The 17,695-nt window shown below is 44.8% G+C and carries 18 protein-coding genes; 5 read left to right on the top strand and 13 right to left on the bottom strand.

The genetic code is table 11. The annotated features are described in order from the left end of the window. Positions 1-42: 42 nt before the first annotated feature. Positions 43-636 carry a LysE family translocator gene (locus tag BSQ33_RS03720; protein WP_088133299.1) on the top strand — a complete coding sequence of 198 codons (594 nt, stop codon included), beginning with the start codon at positions 43-45 and terminating at the stop codon, positions 634-636. Positions 637-743: 107 nt separating this feature from the next. Here the strand turns inward: BSQ33_RS03720 and BSQ33_RS03725 are convergent, their stop codons facing one another. Beyond that, positions 744-1,739, bottom strand: a complete 996-nt coding sequence (locus BSQ33_RS03725; RefSeq protein ID WP_088133300.1) for an NADP-dependent oxidoreductase — start codon at positions 1,737-1,739, stop codon at positions 744-746. A gap of 337 nt (positions 1,740-2,076) precedes the next feature. Then, complete coding sequence (locus BSQ33_RS03730; protein WP_021018803.1) at positions 2,077-2,412, bottom strand: hypothetical protein; 336 nt, start codon at positions 2,410-2,412, stop codon at positions 2,077-2,079. A 518-nt stretch (positions 2,413-2,930) separates the two neighbouring features. Here BSQ33_RS03730 and dsdA point away from each other — a divergent pair. Beyond that, the gene (gene dsdA, locus BSQ33_RS03735; RefSeq protein WP_088133301.1) at positions 2,931-4,268 is read left to right on the top strand and encodes a D-serine ammonia-lyase; all 1,338 of its coding nucleotides are present in this window, start codon (positions 2,931-2,933) and stop codon (positions 4,266-4,268) included. Here the strand turns inward: dsdA and BSQ33_RS03740 are convergent. After that, positions 4,260-6,209, bottom strand: coding sequence for a DNA topoisomerase III (locus BSQ33_RS03740; protein ID WP_088133302.1), 1,950 nt, complete (start codon positions 6,207-6,209; stop codon positions 4,260-4,262). The two genes, dsdA and BSQ33_RS03740, sit on opposite strands and share 9 nt — an antisense overlap. 66 nt (positions 6,210-6,275) lie before the next feature. Next, positions 6,276-6,608: a Grx4 family monothiol glutaredoxin gene (locus tag BSQ33_RS03745; RefSeq protein ID WP_088133303.1), complete on the bottom strand. Its 333-nt coding sequence runs from the start codon at positions 6,606-6,608 to the stop codon at positions 6,276-6,278. 254 nt (positions 6,609-6,862) lie between these two features. Here BSQ33_RS03745 and sodB point away from each other — a divergent pair, with 254 nt between their 5' ends. From sodB to BSQ33_RS03760, 3 genes are all read left to right on the top strand, one after another. After that, positions 6,863-7,447 (top strand): superoxide dismutase [Fe], encoded by a 585-nt coding sequence (gene sodB / locus BSQ33_RS03750; protein WP_088133304.1) that lies wholly within the window; start codon positions 6,863-6,865, stop codon positions 7,445-7,447. A gap of 133 nt (positions 7,448-7,580) precedes the next feature. Next, entirely contained in the window at positions 7,581-8,105 is a 525-nt protein-coding gene (locus tag BSQ33_RS03755; protein WP_420070617.1) for a VC2046/SO_2500 family protein, read from the top strand. A gap of 177 nt (positions 8,106-8,282) precedes the next feature. Next, on the top strand, positions 8,283-8,954 hold the full coding sequence (locus tag BSQ33_RS03760) for an SDR family oxidoreductase (RefSeq protein WP_021018797.1): 672 nt from the start codon (positions 8,283-8,285) through the stop codon (positions 8,952-8,954). 36 nt (positions 8,955-8,990) lie between these two features. Here BSQ33_RS03760 and BSQ33_RS03765 read toward each other — a convergent pair whose 3' ends face one another. The 9 genes from BSQ33_RS03765 to cheY form a co-directional block, all read right to left on the bottom strand. After that, the gene (locus BSQ33_RS03765) at positions 8,991-9,746 is read right to left on the bottom strand and encodes a VacJ family lipoprotein (RefSeq protein ID WP_088133305.1); all 756 of its coding nucleotides are present in this window, start codon (positions 9,744-9,746) and stop codon (positions 8,991-8,993) included. A gap of 406 nt (positions 9,747-10,152) precedes the next feature. Next, positions 10,153-10,644, bottom strand: coding sequence for a DUF2802 domain-containing protein (locus BSQ33_RS03770; RefSeq protein WP_021018795.1), 492 nt, complete (start codon positions 10,642-10,644; stop codon positions 10,153-10,155). Beyond that, positions 10,644-11,138, bottom strand: coding sequence for a chemotaxis protein CheW (locus BSQ33_RS03775; protein ID WP_021018794.1), 495 nt, complete (start codon positions 11,136-11,138; stop codon positions 10,644-10,646). The genes BSQ33_RS03770 and BSQ33_RS03775 overlap by 1 nt, the downstream gene beginning before the upstream one ends. A 47-nt stretch (positions 11,139-11,185) precedes the next feature. Next, positions 11,186-12,271, bottom strand: coding sequence for a chemotaxis protein CheW (locus tag BSQ33_RS03780; protein WP_088133306.1), 1,086 nt, complete (start codon positions 12,269-12,271; stop codon positions 11,186-11,188). Then, on the bottom strand, positions 12,261-13,040 hold the full coding sequence (locus BSQ33_RS03785; RefSeq protein ID WP_021018792.1) for a ParA family protein: 780 nt from the start codon (positions 13,038-13,040) through the stop codon (positions 12,261-12,263). Before BSQ33_RS03785 ends, BSQ33_RS03780 begins: the two co-directional genes overlap by 11 nt. Before the next feature lie 9 nt (positions 13,041-13,049). Then, positions 13,050-14,165, bottom strand: a complete 1,116-nt coding sequence (locus BSQ33_RS03790) for a protein-glutamate methylesterase/protein-glutamine glutaminase (protein WP_021018791.1) — start codon at positions 14,163-14,165, stop codon at positions 13,050-13,052. Between the two features lie 24 nt (positions 14,166-14,189). Further along, positions 14,190-16,508 (bottom strand): chemotaxis protein CheA, encoded by a 2,319-nt coding sequence (locus tag BSQ33_RS03795; RefSeq protein WP_088133307.1) that lies wholly within the window; start codon positions 16,506-16,508, stop codon positions 14,190-14,192. A 9-nt stretch (positions 16,509-16,517) separates the two neighbouring features. Beyond that, on the bottom strand, positions 16,518-17,240 hold the full coding sequence (locus tag BSQ33_RS03800) for a protein phosphatase CheZ (RefSeq protein ID WP_021018789.1): 723 nt from the start codon (positions 17,238-17,240) through the stop codon (positions 16,518-16,520). Positions 17,241-17,310: 70 nt separating this feature from the next. Then, entirely contained in the window at positions 17,311-17,679 is a 369-nt protein-coding gene (gene cheY, locus BSQ33_RS03805) for a chemotaxis response regulator CheY (RefSeq protein WP_038179952.1), read from the bottom strand. Positions 17,680-17,695 lie beyond the last annotated feature (16 nt).

Here is a 17,695-nt window from a genome sequence, read left to right on the forward strand (position 1 = left end):
TATCATTTCTCCTGATAACCATCAAAACAGGTCTGTCATCTTATGCTAGCAATATGGATTTATGCTCTGGGAATTATGTATTCCCCCGGTCCGGTGAACCTACTCAGTCTAAACGGTGGGATGCAGGGACACACGCGTCGCCACCTCGGATTTTTCTTTGGGGTGGCCTGTGCAATGTTCATCCTGTTTATCAGTTTAAGTTATCTTGGTCACTCACTCGTCAATGATGAGATTCTCCCTTATATCGCACTCTGCGGATGCTGTTACATTCTATATCTCGCCTGGCAGTTGATACGCTCATCCGTGACATTCAAGTCATATACCGCCTTCACGCTTTCATTCAAAAGCGGGCTCATGATGCAACTACTCAACCCCAAAGGGCTGATTGCAACACTCCCCATTGCAACGATTCAGTTTCCGGCACAAAACATGACTGAAGGGCCGGTCATCTGGTGGTCTGTCGCACTATCGCTGTTTGCCGGATGTGCGCCCGGGAGTTATTCGGTGATCGGTGGGATTGTCGGGAAACACCTGCTGAATGCAATCTGGTTACAACGCATACAACACCTATTAGCTTTACTCTTGGTTTATACAGCATTCAGTATCGGCTACGAGCATATCTATAAAGCTTGGTAACCTGTGTTCAGAACAACAACTAAAACGTCATGCTGTGCATCAATCGTTTGTTGATAGCACCATGAAAAACGGGCTCAGTAGAGCCCGTTAGAGATAGAGATATACTCTTATAACTCGACGATTAGCTTACCTTGATTATCGCCACTAAATAGCAATTTAATCGCATCAGGCGCATTCTCGATACCATGAATGACATGAGTTCGATACTTCAGTTCTCCTTTCATCAGCATTCCGCCTAAGGCCAAGCCATAGTCAGCAAACCGATCAAAGTGATCTGGCATAGTAAAGCCCTGAATCGATAGGCGACGCTTAATAATATTCATCCAACTCGGCCCCGGATCAGGCTGGTCTTTATTGTATTCAGCAATCAGACCACAGACAGCGATACGCCCATGCGCATTCATCTGGGAGAAAATCGGTGCCTGAGCAACACCACCGGTATTTTCAAAAAACAGATCAATCCCATCCGGTGTGGCAGCTGCCAATTGTTCGGCAAAGTCTGGATCATGATAATTCACAGCGGCATTGAACCCTAACTCTTCGGTAATCCAGCGCCCTTTCTCTTCATTACCGACAACCCCGACAACTCGCAATCCGAGATTCTTCGCCATTTGTCCGACGAGTGAACCAACCGACCCAGCGGCTGCCGTGATAACTAATGTTTGCCCTGGCTTTGGCTGTAAAACCTGATACAAGCCATGATACGCCGTAACGCCCGGTAGTGAGATCACCGCCAGCACAGCTTCAGCCGGAATCTCTGCCGGTATTTTGTTCAGCCCGGTTCCGTTTGAAACCAGATATTCCTGCATCCCCGTCATACCTAGCACTCTGGTTCCTTCGGGGAAATCCGGATGTTTGGAAGACACAACCTCACCCATGCCGCTTGCACGCATCACATCACCGAGTTGCACTGGGGGAATATAGCTATTCTCATCTGAACTCATCCAGCCTCGCATTGCAGGATCCAGGGAAAGATGCGTGACTTTGACCAAAAACTCGCCCTCTTGTGGCGTTGGTATTGTTGCTGTTTCGGTTGAAAATACATCTGCAGTAATTTCCTGCTGGGGTCTCTCAACCAAATGAACCGCCCGATATGTCTGCATATTTTCCTCTCTCATCGAATGCTTCGTTGTCATCATTCCAACAACATGTTGAACATCGTATTTTATGGATCTTAAATAGGTCATTTTTCATATAGCATATATTATGCAACTAAATTCACATTTAGTCATTTTAAGTTCAGTTGAACTTATTAAATATAATGAACATTTCCTATTCAAGAAACCTAATCACAACATACATGGTGTCGAGTCGGGTCATTTTAAAGCGTTGGGGAATATATAAAATTAGGAAAGGCTAAATATTGAAGAAACAATGATAAACTGCCACCTGAAATCATTGATGATTTTTATCAGATAACAGTATTTCATTATTGTCACTTTAAACTAACGAAGATTCGAGACAGGGTTCAAGCTGAATCGAGATAGATTGACCATTCAGTGAGGCATATTCAGTCCCCATTGGCGCATCACCAATCGACAATGATAATTCCATAGAATCATCATGTTCTGATGTCACTGCGGGTAGACCGTCGCCAAATTGTTCAGCGAAATCCTCGTCCAGAAATGCGAAGGTGATAAAATAGCTTTTCCCGAGACGAATATCATTGGGGACATGACCTAAAAAACATTGAACAATTGAACCATGAATATCAAAGGTAATCTCTTCTCGAGCTTCTGGATTAATATGAACGACTTTTGCTTTATATTTTCTCATGAAGTCTCCGTGATTATATTTTAATGAATCGTATTTCACATCAGTAAACACGATTAAAAATGATACAGCGAGGCGTTATACTCCGAGTCAGAATACGTGATGATTACCGACATGATATGGAATTAACGCTCATTTATTTGTTTTTATTCATATTTATACACAAATTAATCAATAATATGAATCACCAAGCAATCATCTTGATAATGCGACGATTTTCCTTGATAAGCATAGTCGATTTATAGAAAGAGACAATCCATTCTTCCGACAGCATTTCGAAATAAACGACCGCCTCACATCACTGAAACTTTTTGCATCACTATCTTCACAGCTTCCGTTTTGTTACTTACCTGCCAACAGCGATAAAGCGCTTCTGCCGAAGTTACGACAAGATCATGACGGCTTCCAGCGGTAAAATATTAGCCGATTCAGCAAAAGAGTGGTGCCGATATCAACTTTCTGACAATATTTTGCTCAACAATACATTGCCCAGCACAGAAACAGCGTAAGGAAATGAATCGATGAATATATCGCCCCTGCAGCAGTTGATGACTCAACACCCTCTTATCCAATCAATGACCGCATTAGAAGAAGTCTGTTGGTTGAATCCGGCAGCGACAACATTGGCCAATGCACTGCCTTATGTTGGACTTGATAATGCGGATATCCAAGCTGCAAGTGACCGATTACAACGATTTGCTCCCTACATCAGCAAGGCATTTCCGGAAACAGCCCATGCCGGTGGGGTGATTGAATCGGATGTGGTTGAAATACCCGACATGTTGCAAGCCTTAGTTCAACACTCAGGGACTGAGATTCCGGGTCGCCTGATGCTCAAAAAAGATAGTCATCTCCCAATATCCGGCTCCATAAAAGCCAGAGGGGGGATCTATGAAGTACTGGCTCATGCTGAAAAGCTGGTCATGGCAGCCGGTTTACTCCGTGAAACCGATGACTACAGTCAATTACTGGAAGAACGTTTCCGCCAGTTTTTCAGTCAATATCGAATTGCGGTCGGTTCAACTGGCAATCTGGGACTATCTATCGGGATAATCGGTGCCAGGCTCGGATTTTCTGTCGAGGTTCATATGTCTGCTGATGCGAGAGCATGGAAGAAAAACAAGCTTCGCGCTCATGGTGTCAAGGTCATAGAATATGAGCAGGACTATGGCACCGCAGTCATGCAAGGGCGTAATGCTGCAGCTCAGGATCCTCGCTGTCTCTTTATCGATGATGAAAACTCCACAACACTCTTTCTCGGATATGCTGTCGCAGGCCAGCGCCTGAAAACACAATTCGATCAGTTGGGGATTATAGTGGATCAACACCATCCATTATTTGTTTACCTGCCTTGTGGTGTCGGTGGTGGTCCCGGAGGCGTTGCTTTTGGCTTGAAGATGGCATTTGGCGATCATGTGCATTGTCTGTTTGCTGAACCAACACATGCACCTTGTATGTTACTGGGTGTTTATACCGGACAACATGATGCAATTGCCGTACAAGATATCGGAATCGATAACCGAACCGCTGCCGATGGTCTTGCCGTCGGCCGGCCTTCGGGGTTTGTCGGTAAAGCGATGGAACGGCTGATTGACGGTTTCTATACCGTCAGCGACGAACGTCTTTATCGTGACTTACAAATGCTCAGCCAACAAGAGCATATTCAGTTAGAACCATCGGCACTCGCCGGGATGCCCGGTCCAATTCGAATCATGCAAGATCAAGCGTACTGTACCCGCCTTCAACTTCATCACATTCCGGCCCAGAATATCACTCATTTAGTCTGGGCAACTGGTGGTGGCATGGTTCCTGAAAATGAGATGGCGGCCTACCTGCAACAATCGTCCTCTTCAGGTTGATGAAGCGCTAGATGACTTTCTTGAACCTCGTTTGGCAAACGACTTTCTTGCCCGCGTTCGCTTCGCCGGCTGAGGGAGTGCTCGTAAAGAATCCGGTGGCGGTGCGGTTTTCACTTGTTGCATTAAATGATCAACCTGTTGTGTCAAAGCGCTCATAAAAGGCTGATAAGCCTGATTTTTCTCCGCCATATCCTGAAGCTGATGCTCCCATTGAGCGGTCATATCCGGATATGTCGATGCAACAGGTAATGCATGTATCAACCCACGTCCTGCTGGCGTGCTGCGGATCTGTTTACCTTCGCGCTGTAAGAGTTGACGTTTGATCAGCATATCAATGATGCCGGCGCGGGTCGCTTCCGTACCTAGCCCGTCGGTTTCCCGTAAAATTTTTTTCAGGGACTTATCTTCAACAAATCGAGCAATCCCCGTCATCGCCAGCAATAAGGTTGCTTCGGTAAAAGGCCGCGGTGGTTCGGTCTGATGATTGCCGATTTCTCCTTCACGACAAGTCAAGACAGTTCCTTTGGTCAGCGGGGGCACAGCGTCAAGACCATCTTGGTCATCATCACGAAACCCTGTAACGGTCTTCCAGCCCGGTGAGACCATCTGTTTCCCCTTGGCAATAAAAGTACCACCGGCAATGTCAAATACCAGTTGAGACTCGGCATAACATGCAGGCGGATAAAACTGAATCAAATACTGTTTGGCAATCAATTGATAAACTTTCTGCTCATCACCTGACAATATTGCGGTTTTTGTCTTCGGTGTGGGGATGATGGCATGGTGTGCATCAACCTTACTGTCGTTCCATGCCTTGGATTTCAAAGATAAATCAGCCCCCTCGACCGCTTGCTTCAGTGCTGGCGCAATATGTGAGATTGCAGCAGTCACCGAGGCTGATGCCTGCCAATGCTCTGTTGGCAGATAGCGGCAATCTGAACGGGGATAGGTAATCAACTTATGTTTTTCATACAGGCCCTGACATACGTTCAGCACTTGTTGGGCACTCATTCCATATTTTTTCGCTGCGTCAATCTGTAAAGCAGAGAGTGAATAAGGTAACGGGGCATTTTGGCGCGTTTGTTTTTGCTCTGAATCCGTAACAGTCGCTGGCTGGCCTTGAATTCGTCTGGCAACGTTTTCGACCAATGGACGATGGAGAACACGTCCTTCATCATCTTGCCACGGACGGCAGGCTTCACTCGGTTTCCAGCGGGCTCGAATGTCAAAGGTTTGGTCTGCGGTTTGATAAGGTATTAAGGCATGCAAAGTAAAGTAATCGCGAGGCACAAAGTTTTCAATGGTTTCATCTCGACGAACAACCAATCCTAGCACCGGAGTCTGAACCCTGCCGACGGACAGCACACCCTGATAACCAGATTGCTGCCCCAACAATGTATAGGCTCTCGACATATTCATGCCATACAACCAATCGGCCCGGGACCGTGCCAATGCAGAGACAGAGAGCGGTATAAATTCTCGGTTTTGTCGGATCTGCTGTAATGCCCGTTTGACCGCAGACGGATTGAGATCGTTAATCAGCAGACGTTCCGTGTCGGCACGCCGCTGTTGACTAACTCGGCAATACTCTAACACTTCATCCACCAAGAGCTGCCCCTCACGATCCGGGTCTCCGGCATGAACAATCTGTAGTGGCGATTTAAGCAGTTTCTTAATCACGGTCAGTTGCCGTGAGGCTGATTTTCGAGGACGAAGTTGCCATTGCTGCGGCACAATCGGTAAGTCTTCCAACCGCCATTTCTTATAGCGGTCATCGTAGACTTCCGGTTCAACCTGTTCTAAAAGATGACCGATACACCATGTGACAATATCACCATTACCACAACGAATGCATCCATCCTCCTTCTGGTGAGGACGAGGTAAAACATCGGCAATCGCACGGCCGAGACTCGGTTTTTCAGCAATAAATAGACGAGGCATAAAAATATAAAGGCCACAAAAATTTGTGGCCTTAACATAACAGGATCAACTGTAAATTTATACAGTTTACTTTTCTTTTTCTGCGCGTGCTGCGGCTTCTTTAATCAACGGTTGTAGCTCTCCTTTCTGGAACATTTCCAGAATGATGTCACAACCACCAACCAACTCACCTTCTATCCACAGCTGAGGAAACGTCGGCCACTGGGCATAAATAGGTAACTCTGCACGGATATCCGGATTCTGGAGAATATCAACATAAGCAAATTTTTCTCCACAAGCCATCAGTGCCTGTGCTGCCTGAGATGAAAAACCACAACTAGGTAGCTTAGGCGAACCTTTCATATAAAGCAGAATTGAATTGTCAGAAATCTGCTTTTTAATTTTATCGATTGTTTCCATGATGTCCTCGTCAGAGCGTTTGAAAATATCGGCTATTCTAAATCATTAACGGAGAATAAAAAGCCTATTATTATTATGGTCTCTTTCGTTCAGGATACAACGCTGTCTCGTTGTGTTGACAAATTAGTGCTTTAAATAAAGTAAAAACTTGCTAAAATAGAACCAAGTCAGTCGTTTTGACGAACATCAAAAGAAAATAACTCTGGAAGCTAACTGAAAGAGTGACTCTTTCAAACACAATGGAGAACTGAGCAATGTCATTTGAACTTCCCGCTCTTCCTTATGCAAAAGATGCATTGGAACCTCATATTTCAGCAGAAACACTCGACTATCACCATGGTAAACACCACAACACATATGTGGTTAAGCTGAATGGCCTGATCCCAGGTACAGAATTCGAAAACAAGTCACTTGAAGAGATCATCAAAACTTCATCTGGCGGCATTTTCAATAACGCGGCTCAGATTTGGAACCACACATTCTACTGGCACTGCCTGTCACCAAACGGTGGTGGTGAACCAACAGGTGCTGTTGCTGATGCTATCAATCAGGCGTTTGGTTCTTTCGAAGATTTCAAAGCAAAATTCACAGATTCTGCTGTCAACAACTTTGGTTCATCTTGGACTTGGTTGGTGAAAAAAGCTGATGGTTCTCTGGATATTGTCAATACATCCAATGCAGCAACACCAATTACTGAAGCTGGTGTAACCCCACTGCTGACTGTTGACCTGTGGGAACACGCCTACTACATCGATTACCGCAACGTACGTCCTGATTACATGAGTGCTTTCTGGGCTCTGGTTAACTGGAACTTTGTGGCTGAAAATCTGGCGAAGTAATTCGGTCATTACGAATCTTTCAGGATTTGAAAAAATCCCCTGTCTTGGCAGGGGATTTTTTATATAAAATTCAACAAGAATGACATTAAAGTCATCTCTACTCCTGCCGATATGTAATCATCAGACGGAGAAGATGATGCAATCGCAAACCACCGAAATCCTACATACACTGGATAAAGCAAACCTGATCAACGAGCTGCAATGTGGGCAGAACGTCAATCAGGCGATTGCACAGAATCGACGCGCCGATTTTGCCTTGCTGCTTGCAATGCTCTCCAACGATATGCGTGAGAACACGGCAACAGAAGTGATTGATCCGACTCATCATACTGACAGTGAATTACGAAAACACTTTGCTCTGGCATCACCACAACCCTTGCGCTCAGATCAGGAAAGCTATCCATCCGGGGCTCAAATCGCTTTACAATTTCATCAAGGCGGCATGCATTCGGCAAAACTTCAGCATTACTTACATCCAGACGCTTTGTCTTACTTCCCTGAGCATACCCACCAGTTGGAAGAATCGGTTTATCACAACCTCTCTGGTCATCAACGCCGCCAGCTTGAAGACCAGACACCGTCACAATCTTTAAATTATGATCTTTATAATCAATTGGTTACTAACCGGAGATTGTCTCAGATTCAGGCTCAGGCCTAACTGTTTTTCTGTAATCACCCCGTGATACACCGATGGTTGTGTGAATTACCCCCCAAAACAGATCACATCGTACAGCTTTAAATATATTCTTTGACCCTTTTCACATCGTTCCCTGATCGGTTCAACCATGCTAGTCAAACATGAATAAAAATAATGAACCACAGGAAAACGCCAGTTATGCATATTAAGGATTCAATTATTCTGATCACTTCATCAGCAACGATGTTGGGGAGTGCATTAGCTGAGCGCTTCGCTCAACTGGGCGCTAAAATTATCCTGGCAGATATACACCAACAAGATCTGTTAGCGACTTACACAAGGATCCGAGAGCTTTCAGCAAGTACCAGCTATTTTTTTCTACCGGATTACACACCGGGTTCAATCGAGGCATTACTGAATTTTATTACCGAGAAATATCATGAAGGTCCGGATATCTTGGTGAATCACTGGCCTAACACCCCATTACCTTCAGTGACAGATGAGCAGCCTTTAGAAATGTTTACGAATAATCTGACCATTATGGCTTCGACAATTTTTTCATTTGGTCAGATGAGCGCTGAACGCATGAGACGTGATAAAAAAGACGGTGTGATTGTCAACATCATTTCGAACACCGATCAAGAGACTCTCAAAGGATTTGAAAATTCGGCGTCAATGGTTACTGGGTTTACCCAAAGCTGGGCAAAAGAACTGACACCATTCAATATACGTGTCGGAGCGGTCATCCCCGTTTTAGAAGCAGCTGATGGTGAATCACGGCCAACACCGGTCTTGTTAGATGAACTGATTCGAAATACCGAATATATTGTAGAAAACGAGTATTTCAGTGGCCGAACCATGTCTACCTGAATCAGCCACCTCAAGATATAAGTCCGATGATCACGTTTACTCACTCATATATTGGTCAAATAATTCTTCCTGCTCCGGATCATAGGTCTCTTTTTTCTCAATTTCAGCTTTGAAATCCTGATGTTGTAAGTAGATTTCGCGGGTCAATGCATAAGGATCGGGAGAGTCCTTCAACATGGATTCCTGATTCACCAATGCAGCCCGGCTTTCCATCCCTTCAAAAATAAATTTTGAAACACTCCCCCAAATATTCAAGTAAGAGAGTGGAGCGTAGGTTTCATCCACTAAATCCGTTGCTGCACGGGGCGTATAAGGTCCGGCCGCGGGTACCATCAGATATGGGCCATTCCCAACCCCATAGTGCCCAAGCGCATCCCCAAATCCTTTCTGATCGGCCTTGGTAATCCCAGCTTCAGATGCTAGATCAATTAATCCGAACAATCCAAAAGTCGTATTCAACCAAAACCGGTTAAAATGATCTAACGCTTGGTGGCCATTTCCCATAAGTAAGTTATTTATCATGCTTGACGGCTCATCAAGATTCGAGAAAAAGTTCGCAATTGCCCGGCGAATCGGATTGGGTACATGATCCACATAAGCGAGAGAGACGGGTCTGATCACGTAAGGGTCAAGATAATCGTAATTCAGAGTCCAAAAACTGCGATTGACGCCTTCAAGCGGATCATTTATCGATGCATTAGGGTTCTGTGGGTCAACATGATCCGTTGTACTGCATCCAACCAAAACCAGTAGAATAAAGCCTAGACAAAGCCGCTTGATACGGTCATTCATTTTATTTTTCCGTTTTCTTTTCTGATTCAGATATGAGCGTTCAATCCGATAAATCGTTGCGTCCTATGATCGGCTACTCAAAACCTGCTAAGTATATTCATATCGTTTATCAATAACAACGTCAACCGACTCTCCGAATAGCCAGATTAGCTTGTTGATAACCATATTTCGAATGTGACTCCGCTACACTCTGTCTCAGCTCAAACAATTTCGACAAATCATCGCTACTGATTCAGCATACCTTCGGAGAAATTTAGCACACTTTTGTGATTCAGGATTGAAAAAGTCTCGACGAATAACCGCAGCAGCAAACAACCTTGCAATGCATGTATCATACGCCCTGCGGTATTTTTACATGTAATAAAAAAGAAGTCCGCAGACTCCTTTTTCAATCAATTTATACACTTTACTTTTTCGGAGAGACTTTCCGTTTGACTGGCCCGCCTTCCGGACGCGACCTCAACGGTGGCACTTTTTCCTCTCCGGAAAGTTTCTTCTGGAGTGAAAGCATCAATTCTGCTTCTGCTTTAGGCAACTCACATTCTTCAATTAATTCATTGATATCAGCCCCCAACTGCACCATTTTTGAAGCACGGGTGTAAAGTCGGGCATCGCTGTCTTGCTGTTCTAATTCTTTAATTCGCTCATCCTGATGCAAAATAATTTGCTCCTGCTCGGAGATTTTTTGCCCCAGTCCCACAACGACAGAACGCAGCTCAACAAGCTGTTTACTCGCCTTTTGCAGCGATTTATCTAATATCCTTGACTCCTGACGACGCATCTCAGACTGCTTTAAAACTAGACGCCTTAAACGGTATATTATCAAGAGCAACAAGAAGACAACAAAAATAGCTCCCCCAAGCAGTACAGGAAAGCTTAATAAAATGTCACGATACATTATAAGTGAGCCACTTCATCCCACTCGTCATCATTCAAAAGCTTGTTCAGATCAACCAGAATCAATAGCTTGCCTTCCCGATTACTGACACCCTGAATGAATTTAGAGCTTTCATCCGTTCCGACACTTGGTGTCGTGTCAATTTCAGAGGTCCGCAAGTAAACAACTTCTGCAACACTATCAACCAAAATACCGATAACTTGACGTTCTGACTCAATCACAATAATTCGAGTATTGTCGGTCACTTCGCCATCAATCAAACCAAAACGAGAGCGGGTATCAATAACTGTTACCACATTTCCCCGTAGGTTGATAATTCCTAATACATAATCAGGTGCTCCAGGAACTGGGGCGATCTCAGTATAGCGAAGGACTTCCCGAACTTGCATCACATTAATGCCGTAAGTTTCTTCCTCTAACTGGAACGTCACCCACTGAAGCACTTCATCATTAGACTTATCTTTTTTCACTTCTACTTCATTTGTATGAGACATACCTTATCCTCTCTAAGTCGAATCCGACACTAATGTTTTCGGTAAATCTAATCATTATCGAGTGCTTTAACATCTAATCCAGCCTTTAACATGGCGGTTAATGCTTCAACATGAATCAAAGCACACATTTTCTCTTTTACCATTCCGGCAAGCCAAGGGCGTTTTCCTGCCCGTTCACGCCAACGAACCTTTTCAGGATTCAATGATTCGGTTCCTCTCAATTGATCACATGCGAGCCCCCAAGTACTGTCACCAAGCATCACAATGTATTGATAGGAGTCCTTATAACTATCATTTGTTAACTTTTCAGACATCACCCAACGGGCAGTGTCGACAACATCCAATTGCTGATCGCGGTTCGTCTGTAAACCGAGATACCATTGAGGTCTGCCAATTAAATGGCTGACTTTTTCAAGACGATGGATACCACCTAATTCATCTAACGGCACAGCAAATATAATTTCATTGACTTCAAAATACAGTACCTGAAAGTTTTCAGCCCGTTCCGTACTATGCCAAGTAATCTCGCCAATGGTACCACCAACCTGAGTCTGTGGTTCTGGCTGGGTATCCGATTGCTGTTCAATATTCTCCTGAACATCTTCGACTTGAGCCGTCTGAACTGTCGGTTCAGGTTCAGGTTCAACAGCCAGAGGTTCGGTTATAACTTCCGCTGTTGCAATCTCGTCTTCCAATACATCATCCGATGAAATATCGACATCAGATGACGTTGCAACTTCAATTACATCTTCAGATTGCAGGTCAATATCCCAACCCTGAATCTCATTCTCATCAACAACTGCATCGTGATACCCGGAGATGTCCAGAGTATTTTTATCCAACAATGCTTCAATATCTTCAATTTCATCAACTGGATTCGATGATTCCATCTGATTCAAGAGCCGCTGTACATCCTCAAGATTCGGAAACGACGCTTCATCATGTTGATGAGTCTCAGATGGTTGAATAACACTAACACGCTGTGCCTGTAATTGTGGTACAACTTCAGGTTCTTGCGAAACTTGTGCGTTTTTTTCTTGAACCAGCTCTAACTCCCCTGCCTCTTCATCTAATAAGGCAGCAAAGTAATCGTCTAAAGCTTGTTCACTCGATAACGCGACATCACGATTCATTAATCGCCAACCTCTCTAAGTAGATAAGCAATTGTTTGTATGCAAATACCCCCCGACTTCCTTCAGCAAAGTGAGACGCAGGCAGACGTTTCAGACTCGCATCTCTGAACTTCGTATCAATCGGCACGGCAGACGTCCAGACCTGCTCCGGATAATCTTTCTTCAACTGAGTTAATGTCTGTAGCGAGGCTCTTGTTCTTTTGTCATACATCGTCGGAACAATCGTCACTTTAAACTCTCGACTACGTGACTTCTGCATGATACTGAGCGTCCGCACCATCCGCTCCAAACCTTTCATTGCCAGAAATTCAGTCTGAACTGGAATCAAAATTCGATCGCTGGCCGCTAAGGCATTGACCATCATCACCCCCAAAATAGGCGGGCAATCAATCAATACATAATCATATTGGTGACGAAGAGCTAACAAAGCTTTCTTTAGAATCAATCCCATGCCACTTCGGTTACCCATCACACGATCCAGCGTTGCCAGAGACATATGAGCCGGAATCAGATCCATCCCTTCAATATCAGTTTCAATCACAAGAGGACGGACTGATTCTTCATTCAAAGATGGCAACTGGAACAGGTCGAATAAACTTGACTCAACATGATCAGAATCATAACCGAGATAAGTCGTCAGTGAAGCGTGTGGGTCAGTATCCACTAGAAGTACCCGATGACCTTTTTTGCATAACAGGCCAGCCAACGTAATCGTTGTCGTTGTTTTTCCTACTCCACCTTTTTGATTGGCAATACTCCAAACAATCATCGGTTTTCCTTATGCAAGACCCACTTCTACTAAAATACGCTCAGCAATACGTTCCAAAGGCAAACTTTCAGACGATATTCCCGCTTTAGCAACAGCCTGTGGCATGCCATAAACGACACAACTCTCTTCGTCTTGTGCCCAAATCGTTGCTCCTGCTTGTTTCAACATCCGGGCACCTTCTCGCCCATCAGCACCCATACCGGTTAATACGATTGAAAGGACTTTATCTGCGTATACCTTTGATGCAGAACCAAATGTCACATCGACACAAGGTTTATAGTTCATCCGTTCGCCACCATCAAGAATACGAATTTTGGCAGCGCCTGCCCGACCTTCGATCATCATCTGTTTACCACCGGGAGCCAAGTAAGCAACCCCGGGCTGTAAAACATCACCATCAGCTGCTTCTTTCACCGATATCTGACATAAAGAATCAAGACGGCTGGCAAAAGCTGCTGTAAAAGTCGCTGGCATATGCTGGATCAACAAAATAGGATGAGGATAATTCGCGGGTAACTTCACCAGTATTTTTTGCAGCGCAACCGGGCCTCCGGTTGATGTACCGATAGCAGTCAATTGATATCGTTTACCACTTGCTTTAAAGCGAGTCGGTACCGTATTGACACTACCACTTAAAGGACGAGTCGTTCGTGTGGTCGTCTGAGTCCGCGTGGAAGTTGTTGTGTTCGAACGAGAAGAAAGCGGAGAGACACGACGAAGATACGCTTTCTTTCGCGCAATCTCTAAAACTCGCTGTTGTAACAACGTCACCGCTTCATCACGGTTACGGGCAATGTCTTCAAATTTCTTGGGCAGAAAGTCCATCGCACCAGCATCGAGAGCATCCAGTGTCGCTTTCGCACCATCATGAGTAAGGGAAGAGAACATCAATATTGGCGTCGGATTATCTGCCATTATTTCTCTCACAGCAGAAATACCGTCTAACACGGGCATCTCTACATCCATGGTAATGACATCTGGATTCAAGCTTTTTGCTTTTTCAACAGCTTCTCGACCATTGATTGCGACGTCAATGACTTCTAAACGCGATTCCGAGTTAATGATTTCACTAACACGACGTCTGAAAAAACTTGAGTCATCAACCACTAAAACTCTTATCGCCATATTTTCCCTTATTCCACCAATCAGTTAGATGCGAGATGCAGCAGCATAGTTTTTCAATAAATCAGGAACATCCAGTATTAATGCTATATGCCCATCACTGGTAATTGTTGCGCCAGCCATTCCCGGTGTTCCTTGCAGCAAATTATCCAACGGCTTAATCACGACTTCTTCCTGTCCTATCAATGTATCTACGACGAAACCAACTCTTTGATTCCCCAACTGTACAATGACAACATGTCCATGCCCTTTACGGTGCTCAATGATACCTTGACGAGGCGCAAGCCAGTTCTGCAAATAGAACAAGGGGATAGATTTTTCGCGTACGATAATAGTCAACTGTCCGTCAACCACATTCGTTCGACTCAAATCCAGATGGAAAATCTCACTCACACTTGCCAGCGGCAACGCAAATGGGCTTCCTGCGACACCGACCATCAGTGTCGGCAGAATTGCCAATGTCAACGGAACCTTGATGGCAATTTTGGTGCCTTTGCCAATCTCAGAGTCGATGTCGATAGAACCATTGAGTGTATTAATCGCTGTCTTAACCACGTCCATACCAACACCACGACCAGAGATGTCAGAAATCTGTTCTTTACTGGAGAATCCCGGCATAAAGATGAGGTTAAAACACTCTTTATTGGTCAAACGAGAAGCGGCATCTTCATCCATCAGCCCTTTCTTAACGGCAATACCTCTCAGTTTATCCGGGTTCATACCCGCACCATCGTCGATGATGCAAAGTTCAATATGGTCACCTTCTTGCGATGCAGATAGCAGCACTTTCCCAGTTCGAGACTTACCAGTTTTCACCCGCTCATCCGGCATTTCAATCCCATGGTCAACAGAGTTACGGACCAAGTGAATCAGTGGGTCTGCCAGTGCCTCAACGAGGTTTTTATCCAAGTCAGTATCTTCACCGCGCATTTCCAGCACAATGTCTTTCTTCAGGCTTCTCGCCAAATCCCGAACAACACGAGGAAAACGGCCGAATACTTTCTTGATCGGCTGCATTCTCGTTTTCATGACAGCGCCTTGCAGATCAGCCGTCACAACGTCTAAATTCGATACAGCTTTTGACATTTCTTCATCATTGCTGTTCAAGCCAAGACTCAACAGGCGGTTGCGAACAAGAACCAACTCACCAACCATGTTCATGATGGTATCCAGTGTAGATGTATCCACACGGACACTCGCTTCAGCCTGTGGTTTTTTCGCGGCAGCGACTTCCTTAGATTCCCGTTTCGCAACCTGTGTTTGCGCTTCTGGTTTCTCTTTAACTGGCGGAGTAACCGCTGGTTTCGCCTGCGTACTAGCCTTTGGTGCTGCAGATTCTTTTTTCGGAGGCTCTGCCTTCACAGCAGGTTCAACATTAGCTGATGCCGGTCTGACCGCCATTTCCAGCTCTTCTATAGATGGTCCTTTGCCAGCACCATGTAACTCGTCCAGTAATTTTTCGAACTCGTCATCGGTCATCAGATCACTGTCACTACCACTTGAGGCCGGTGCTGACGACTGAGCAGTTGAATCTGCTGCTGGTGTTTTCTTCGGTGGCGGTGTCGTAACAGGTGCGTCATCTTCAACTGAAGGCCCCTTCCCAACACCGTGCAACTCATCAAGTAACTTTTCAAATTCGTCATCGGTAATATCACCACTATCACTTACTGTATGCTGCGGTGATGATGCTTTAGACTCTTTTGGTGCAGACTCATTGGATGTTGATGGAGCCCCATGTACCGGAGACTTTCCCTTACCATGGAGTTCATCAAGCAATTGCTCAAACTCATCTTGGGTAATCTCATCAATCGAGTTGGTACTTGCCGATTCAGAAGTCGCGTTGTTTTCTGGTGGTGTTGGTTGAGAGACATCCTCAACCGGTGTTGCGGGCTCGTCATCGGGCACTGATGCCTCTGGAGATTGTCCGGCATCCTCAGATTCATCTTCATCTGCTGAAGCGGGTTGAGAAAGTCGATGTAATTCTTCAAGTAAGGCAGGATCTGCAGGTTCGAGTGGTTCACGATCTTGTACCGCTTGGAACTGTTCATTTACAGTATCTAAAGCCCGTAACATCGTATCCATAAGGCCAGATGTGACGGTTCTCTGTCTGTTCCGTAATATGTCAAAGACATTTTCTGCACCGTGACAGGTTGCAACCAACTCAGTTAAAGCAAGGAAACCAGCGCCCCCTTTGACCGTATGGAACCCCCGAAAAATTGCATTTAAAAGGTCGTTATCTTCAGGATTATTTTCAAGCTCAACCAACTGCTCGGACAACAGCTCTATTATCTCACCTGCCTCAACTAAAAAATCCTGTAAAATATCTTCGTCTAATTCGTAGCTCATACGGCACCTCTAAAAACCAAGACTCGATAACAAATCGTCAACTTCGTCTTGAGATGAAACAGCATCACTTCTTTCATGAGGGTTCAAAATTGGCCCCTCAGGAGCAGTGGCTTGATGTTTTGTCTTATCTTCTTGTTCTTCTGATTGCTCTGTTCCAAACACAGTAAGAATATCGACCAACCGCTGCTCAACTTCATTAACCAGTGTGATAACCCGTCGAATAATCTGACCTGTCAGGTCTTGGAAATCTTGAGCCATGAGAATGTCCATCAATTCACCACGTAACTCCGAACTATCACCTTCAATCTGACTGAGTAGGTCATCAATTCTATGGCAAAGTGCTTTAAACTCATCTAATGCGATTCGGCCCTTCATGAGCTCGTTCCATTGAGGACGAACATCCAGAAGTGTCTGGTGCAATTGATCAGCGATAGGCATACAGCGGTCAACGGCATCCATCGTTTTGTTAGCAGCAACCTCGGTTTTGGAAATGACATACTGGAGGCGGTCTTTTGCATCTGGAATTTCAGCTGTCGCAATCTCACTCATCCGTTCATCAACGGTGAATTCCTTGATTGACTCATGCAGTTCTCGGGTCAGCTCGCCAATCTGCCGAAACATCGGATCAGCAGACTTAGACTTGTATATTCCCACCAATAATGCATTCGCTTCTTCTCTTTTGCCGCTTTCCAATAAATGGACGAGCTGTTGTGCTTGTTCTAATTCAATCATCCTGAAGAGCCTTTATACGCGAATAAATGTTTCTCTTACCTGATCAGATACTCAGATCAAAGTTCAAGACTTATAAACGCTCAAAGATTTTATCCAACTTTTCCTTAAGCGTAGCCGCTGTAAATGGTTTGACAATATAGCCATTTACACCTGCCTGAGCAGCTTCAATAATTTGCTCACGCTTCGCTTCGGCTGTAATCATTAACACAGGAAGGTGCTTAAGCTCTTCATCAGAACGAATGTGTTTCAGTAAATCAATCCCTTGCATTCCCGGCATATTCCAGTCGGTTACGACAAAGTCAAAATCACCTTTCTTAAGCATAGGCAAAGCCGTTAACCCGTCATCAGCTTCTTGAGTATTATTAAAACCCAAGTCGCGGAGCAGGTTTTTCACTATTCGGCGCATTGTTGAAAAATCGTCAACAATAAGGATTTTCATGTTTTTATTCAAAATT

The organism is Vibrio gazogenes (assembly GCF_002196515.1).
In the GTDB taxonomy this organism is placed as follows: domain Bacteria; phylum Pseudomonadota; class Gammaproteobacteria; order Enterobacterales; family Vibrionaceae; genus Vibrio; species Vibrio gazogenes_A.

Coding starts and splice junctions, on each gene's coding strand:
- BSQ33_RS03720 (WP_088133299.1), top strand. CDS start 43: ATGCTAGCAATATGGATTTATGCTCTGGGAATTATGTATTCCCCCGGT.
- BSQ33_RS03725 (WP_088133300.1), bottom strand. CDS start 1,739: ATGCAGACATATCGGGCGGTTCATTTGGTTGAGAGACCCCAGCAGGAA.
- BSQ33_RS03730 (WP_021018803.1), bottom strand. CDS start 2,412: ATGAGAAAATATAAAGCAAAAGTCGTTCATATTAATCCAGAAGCTCGA.
- dsdA (WP_088133301.1), top strand. CDS start 2,931: ATGAATATATCGCCCCTGCAGCAGTTGATGACTCAACACCCTCTTATC.
- BSQ33_RS03740 (WP_088133302.1), bottom strand. CDS start 6,209: ATGCCTCGTCTATTTATTGCTGAAAAACCGAGTCTCGGCCGTGCGATT.
- BSQ33_RS03745 (WP_088133303.1), bottom strand. CDS start 6,608: ATGGAAACAATCGATAAAATTAAAAAGCAGATTTCTGACAATTCAATT.
- sodB (WP_088133304.1), top strand. CDS start 6,863: ATGTCATTTGAACTTCCCGCTCTTCCTTATGCAAAAGATGCATTGGAA.
- BSQ33_RS03755 (WP_420070617.1), top strand. CDS start 7,581: ATGATGCAATCGCAAACCACCGAAATCCTACATACACTGGATAAAGCA.
- BSQ33_RS03760 (WP_021018797.1), top strand. CDS start 8,283: ATGCATATTAAGGATTCAATTATTCTGATCACTTCATCAGCAACGATG.
- BSQ33_RS03765 (WP_088133305.1), bottom strand. CDS start 9,746: ATGAATGACCGTATCAAGCGGCTTTGTCTAGGCTTTATTCTACTGGTT.
- BSQ33_RS03770 (WP_021018795.1), bottom strand. CDS start 10,644: ATGTATCGTGACATTTTATTAAGCTTTCCTGTACTGCTTGGGGGAGCT.
- BSQ33_RS03775 (WP_021018794.1), bottom strand. CDS start 11,138: ATGTCTCATACAAATGAAGTAGAAGTGAAAAAAGATAAGTCTAATGAT.
- BSQ33_RS03780 (WP_088133306.1), bottom strand. CDS start 12,271: ATGAATCGTGATGTCGCGTTATCGAGTGAACAAGCTTTAGACGATTAC.
- BSQ33_RS03785 (WP_021018792.1), bottom strand. CDS start 13,040: ATGATTGTTTGGAGTATTGCCAATCAAAAAGGTGGAGTAGGAAAAACA.
- BSQ33_RS03790 (WP_021018791.1), bottom strand. CDS start 14,165: ATGGCGATAAGAGTTTTAGTGGTTGATGACTCAAGTTTTTTCAGACGT.
- BSQ33_RS03795 (WP_088133307.1), bottom strand. CDS start 16,508: ATGAGCTACGAATTAGACGAAGATATTTTACAGGATTTTTTAGTTGAG.
- BSQ33_RS03800 (WP_021018789.1), bottom strand. CDS start 17,240: ATGATTGAATTAGAACAAGCACAACAGCTCGTCCATTTATTGGAAAGC.
- cheY (WP_038179952.1), bottom strand. CDS start 17,679: ATGAAAATCCTTATTGTTGACGATTTTTCAACAATGCGCCGAATAGTG.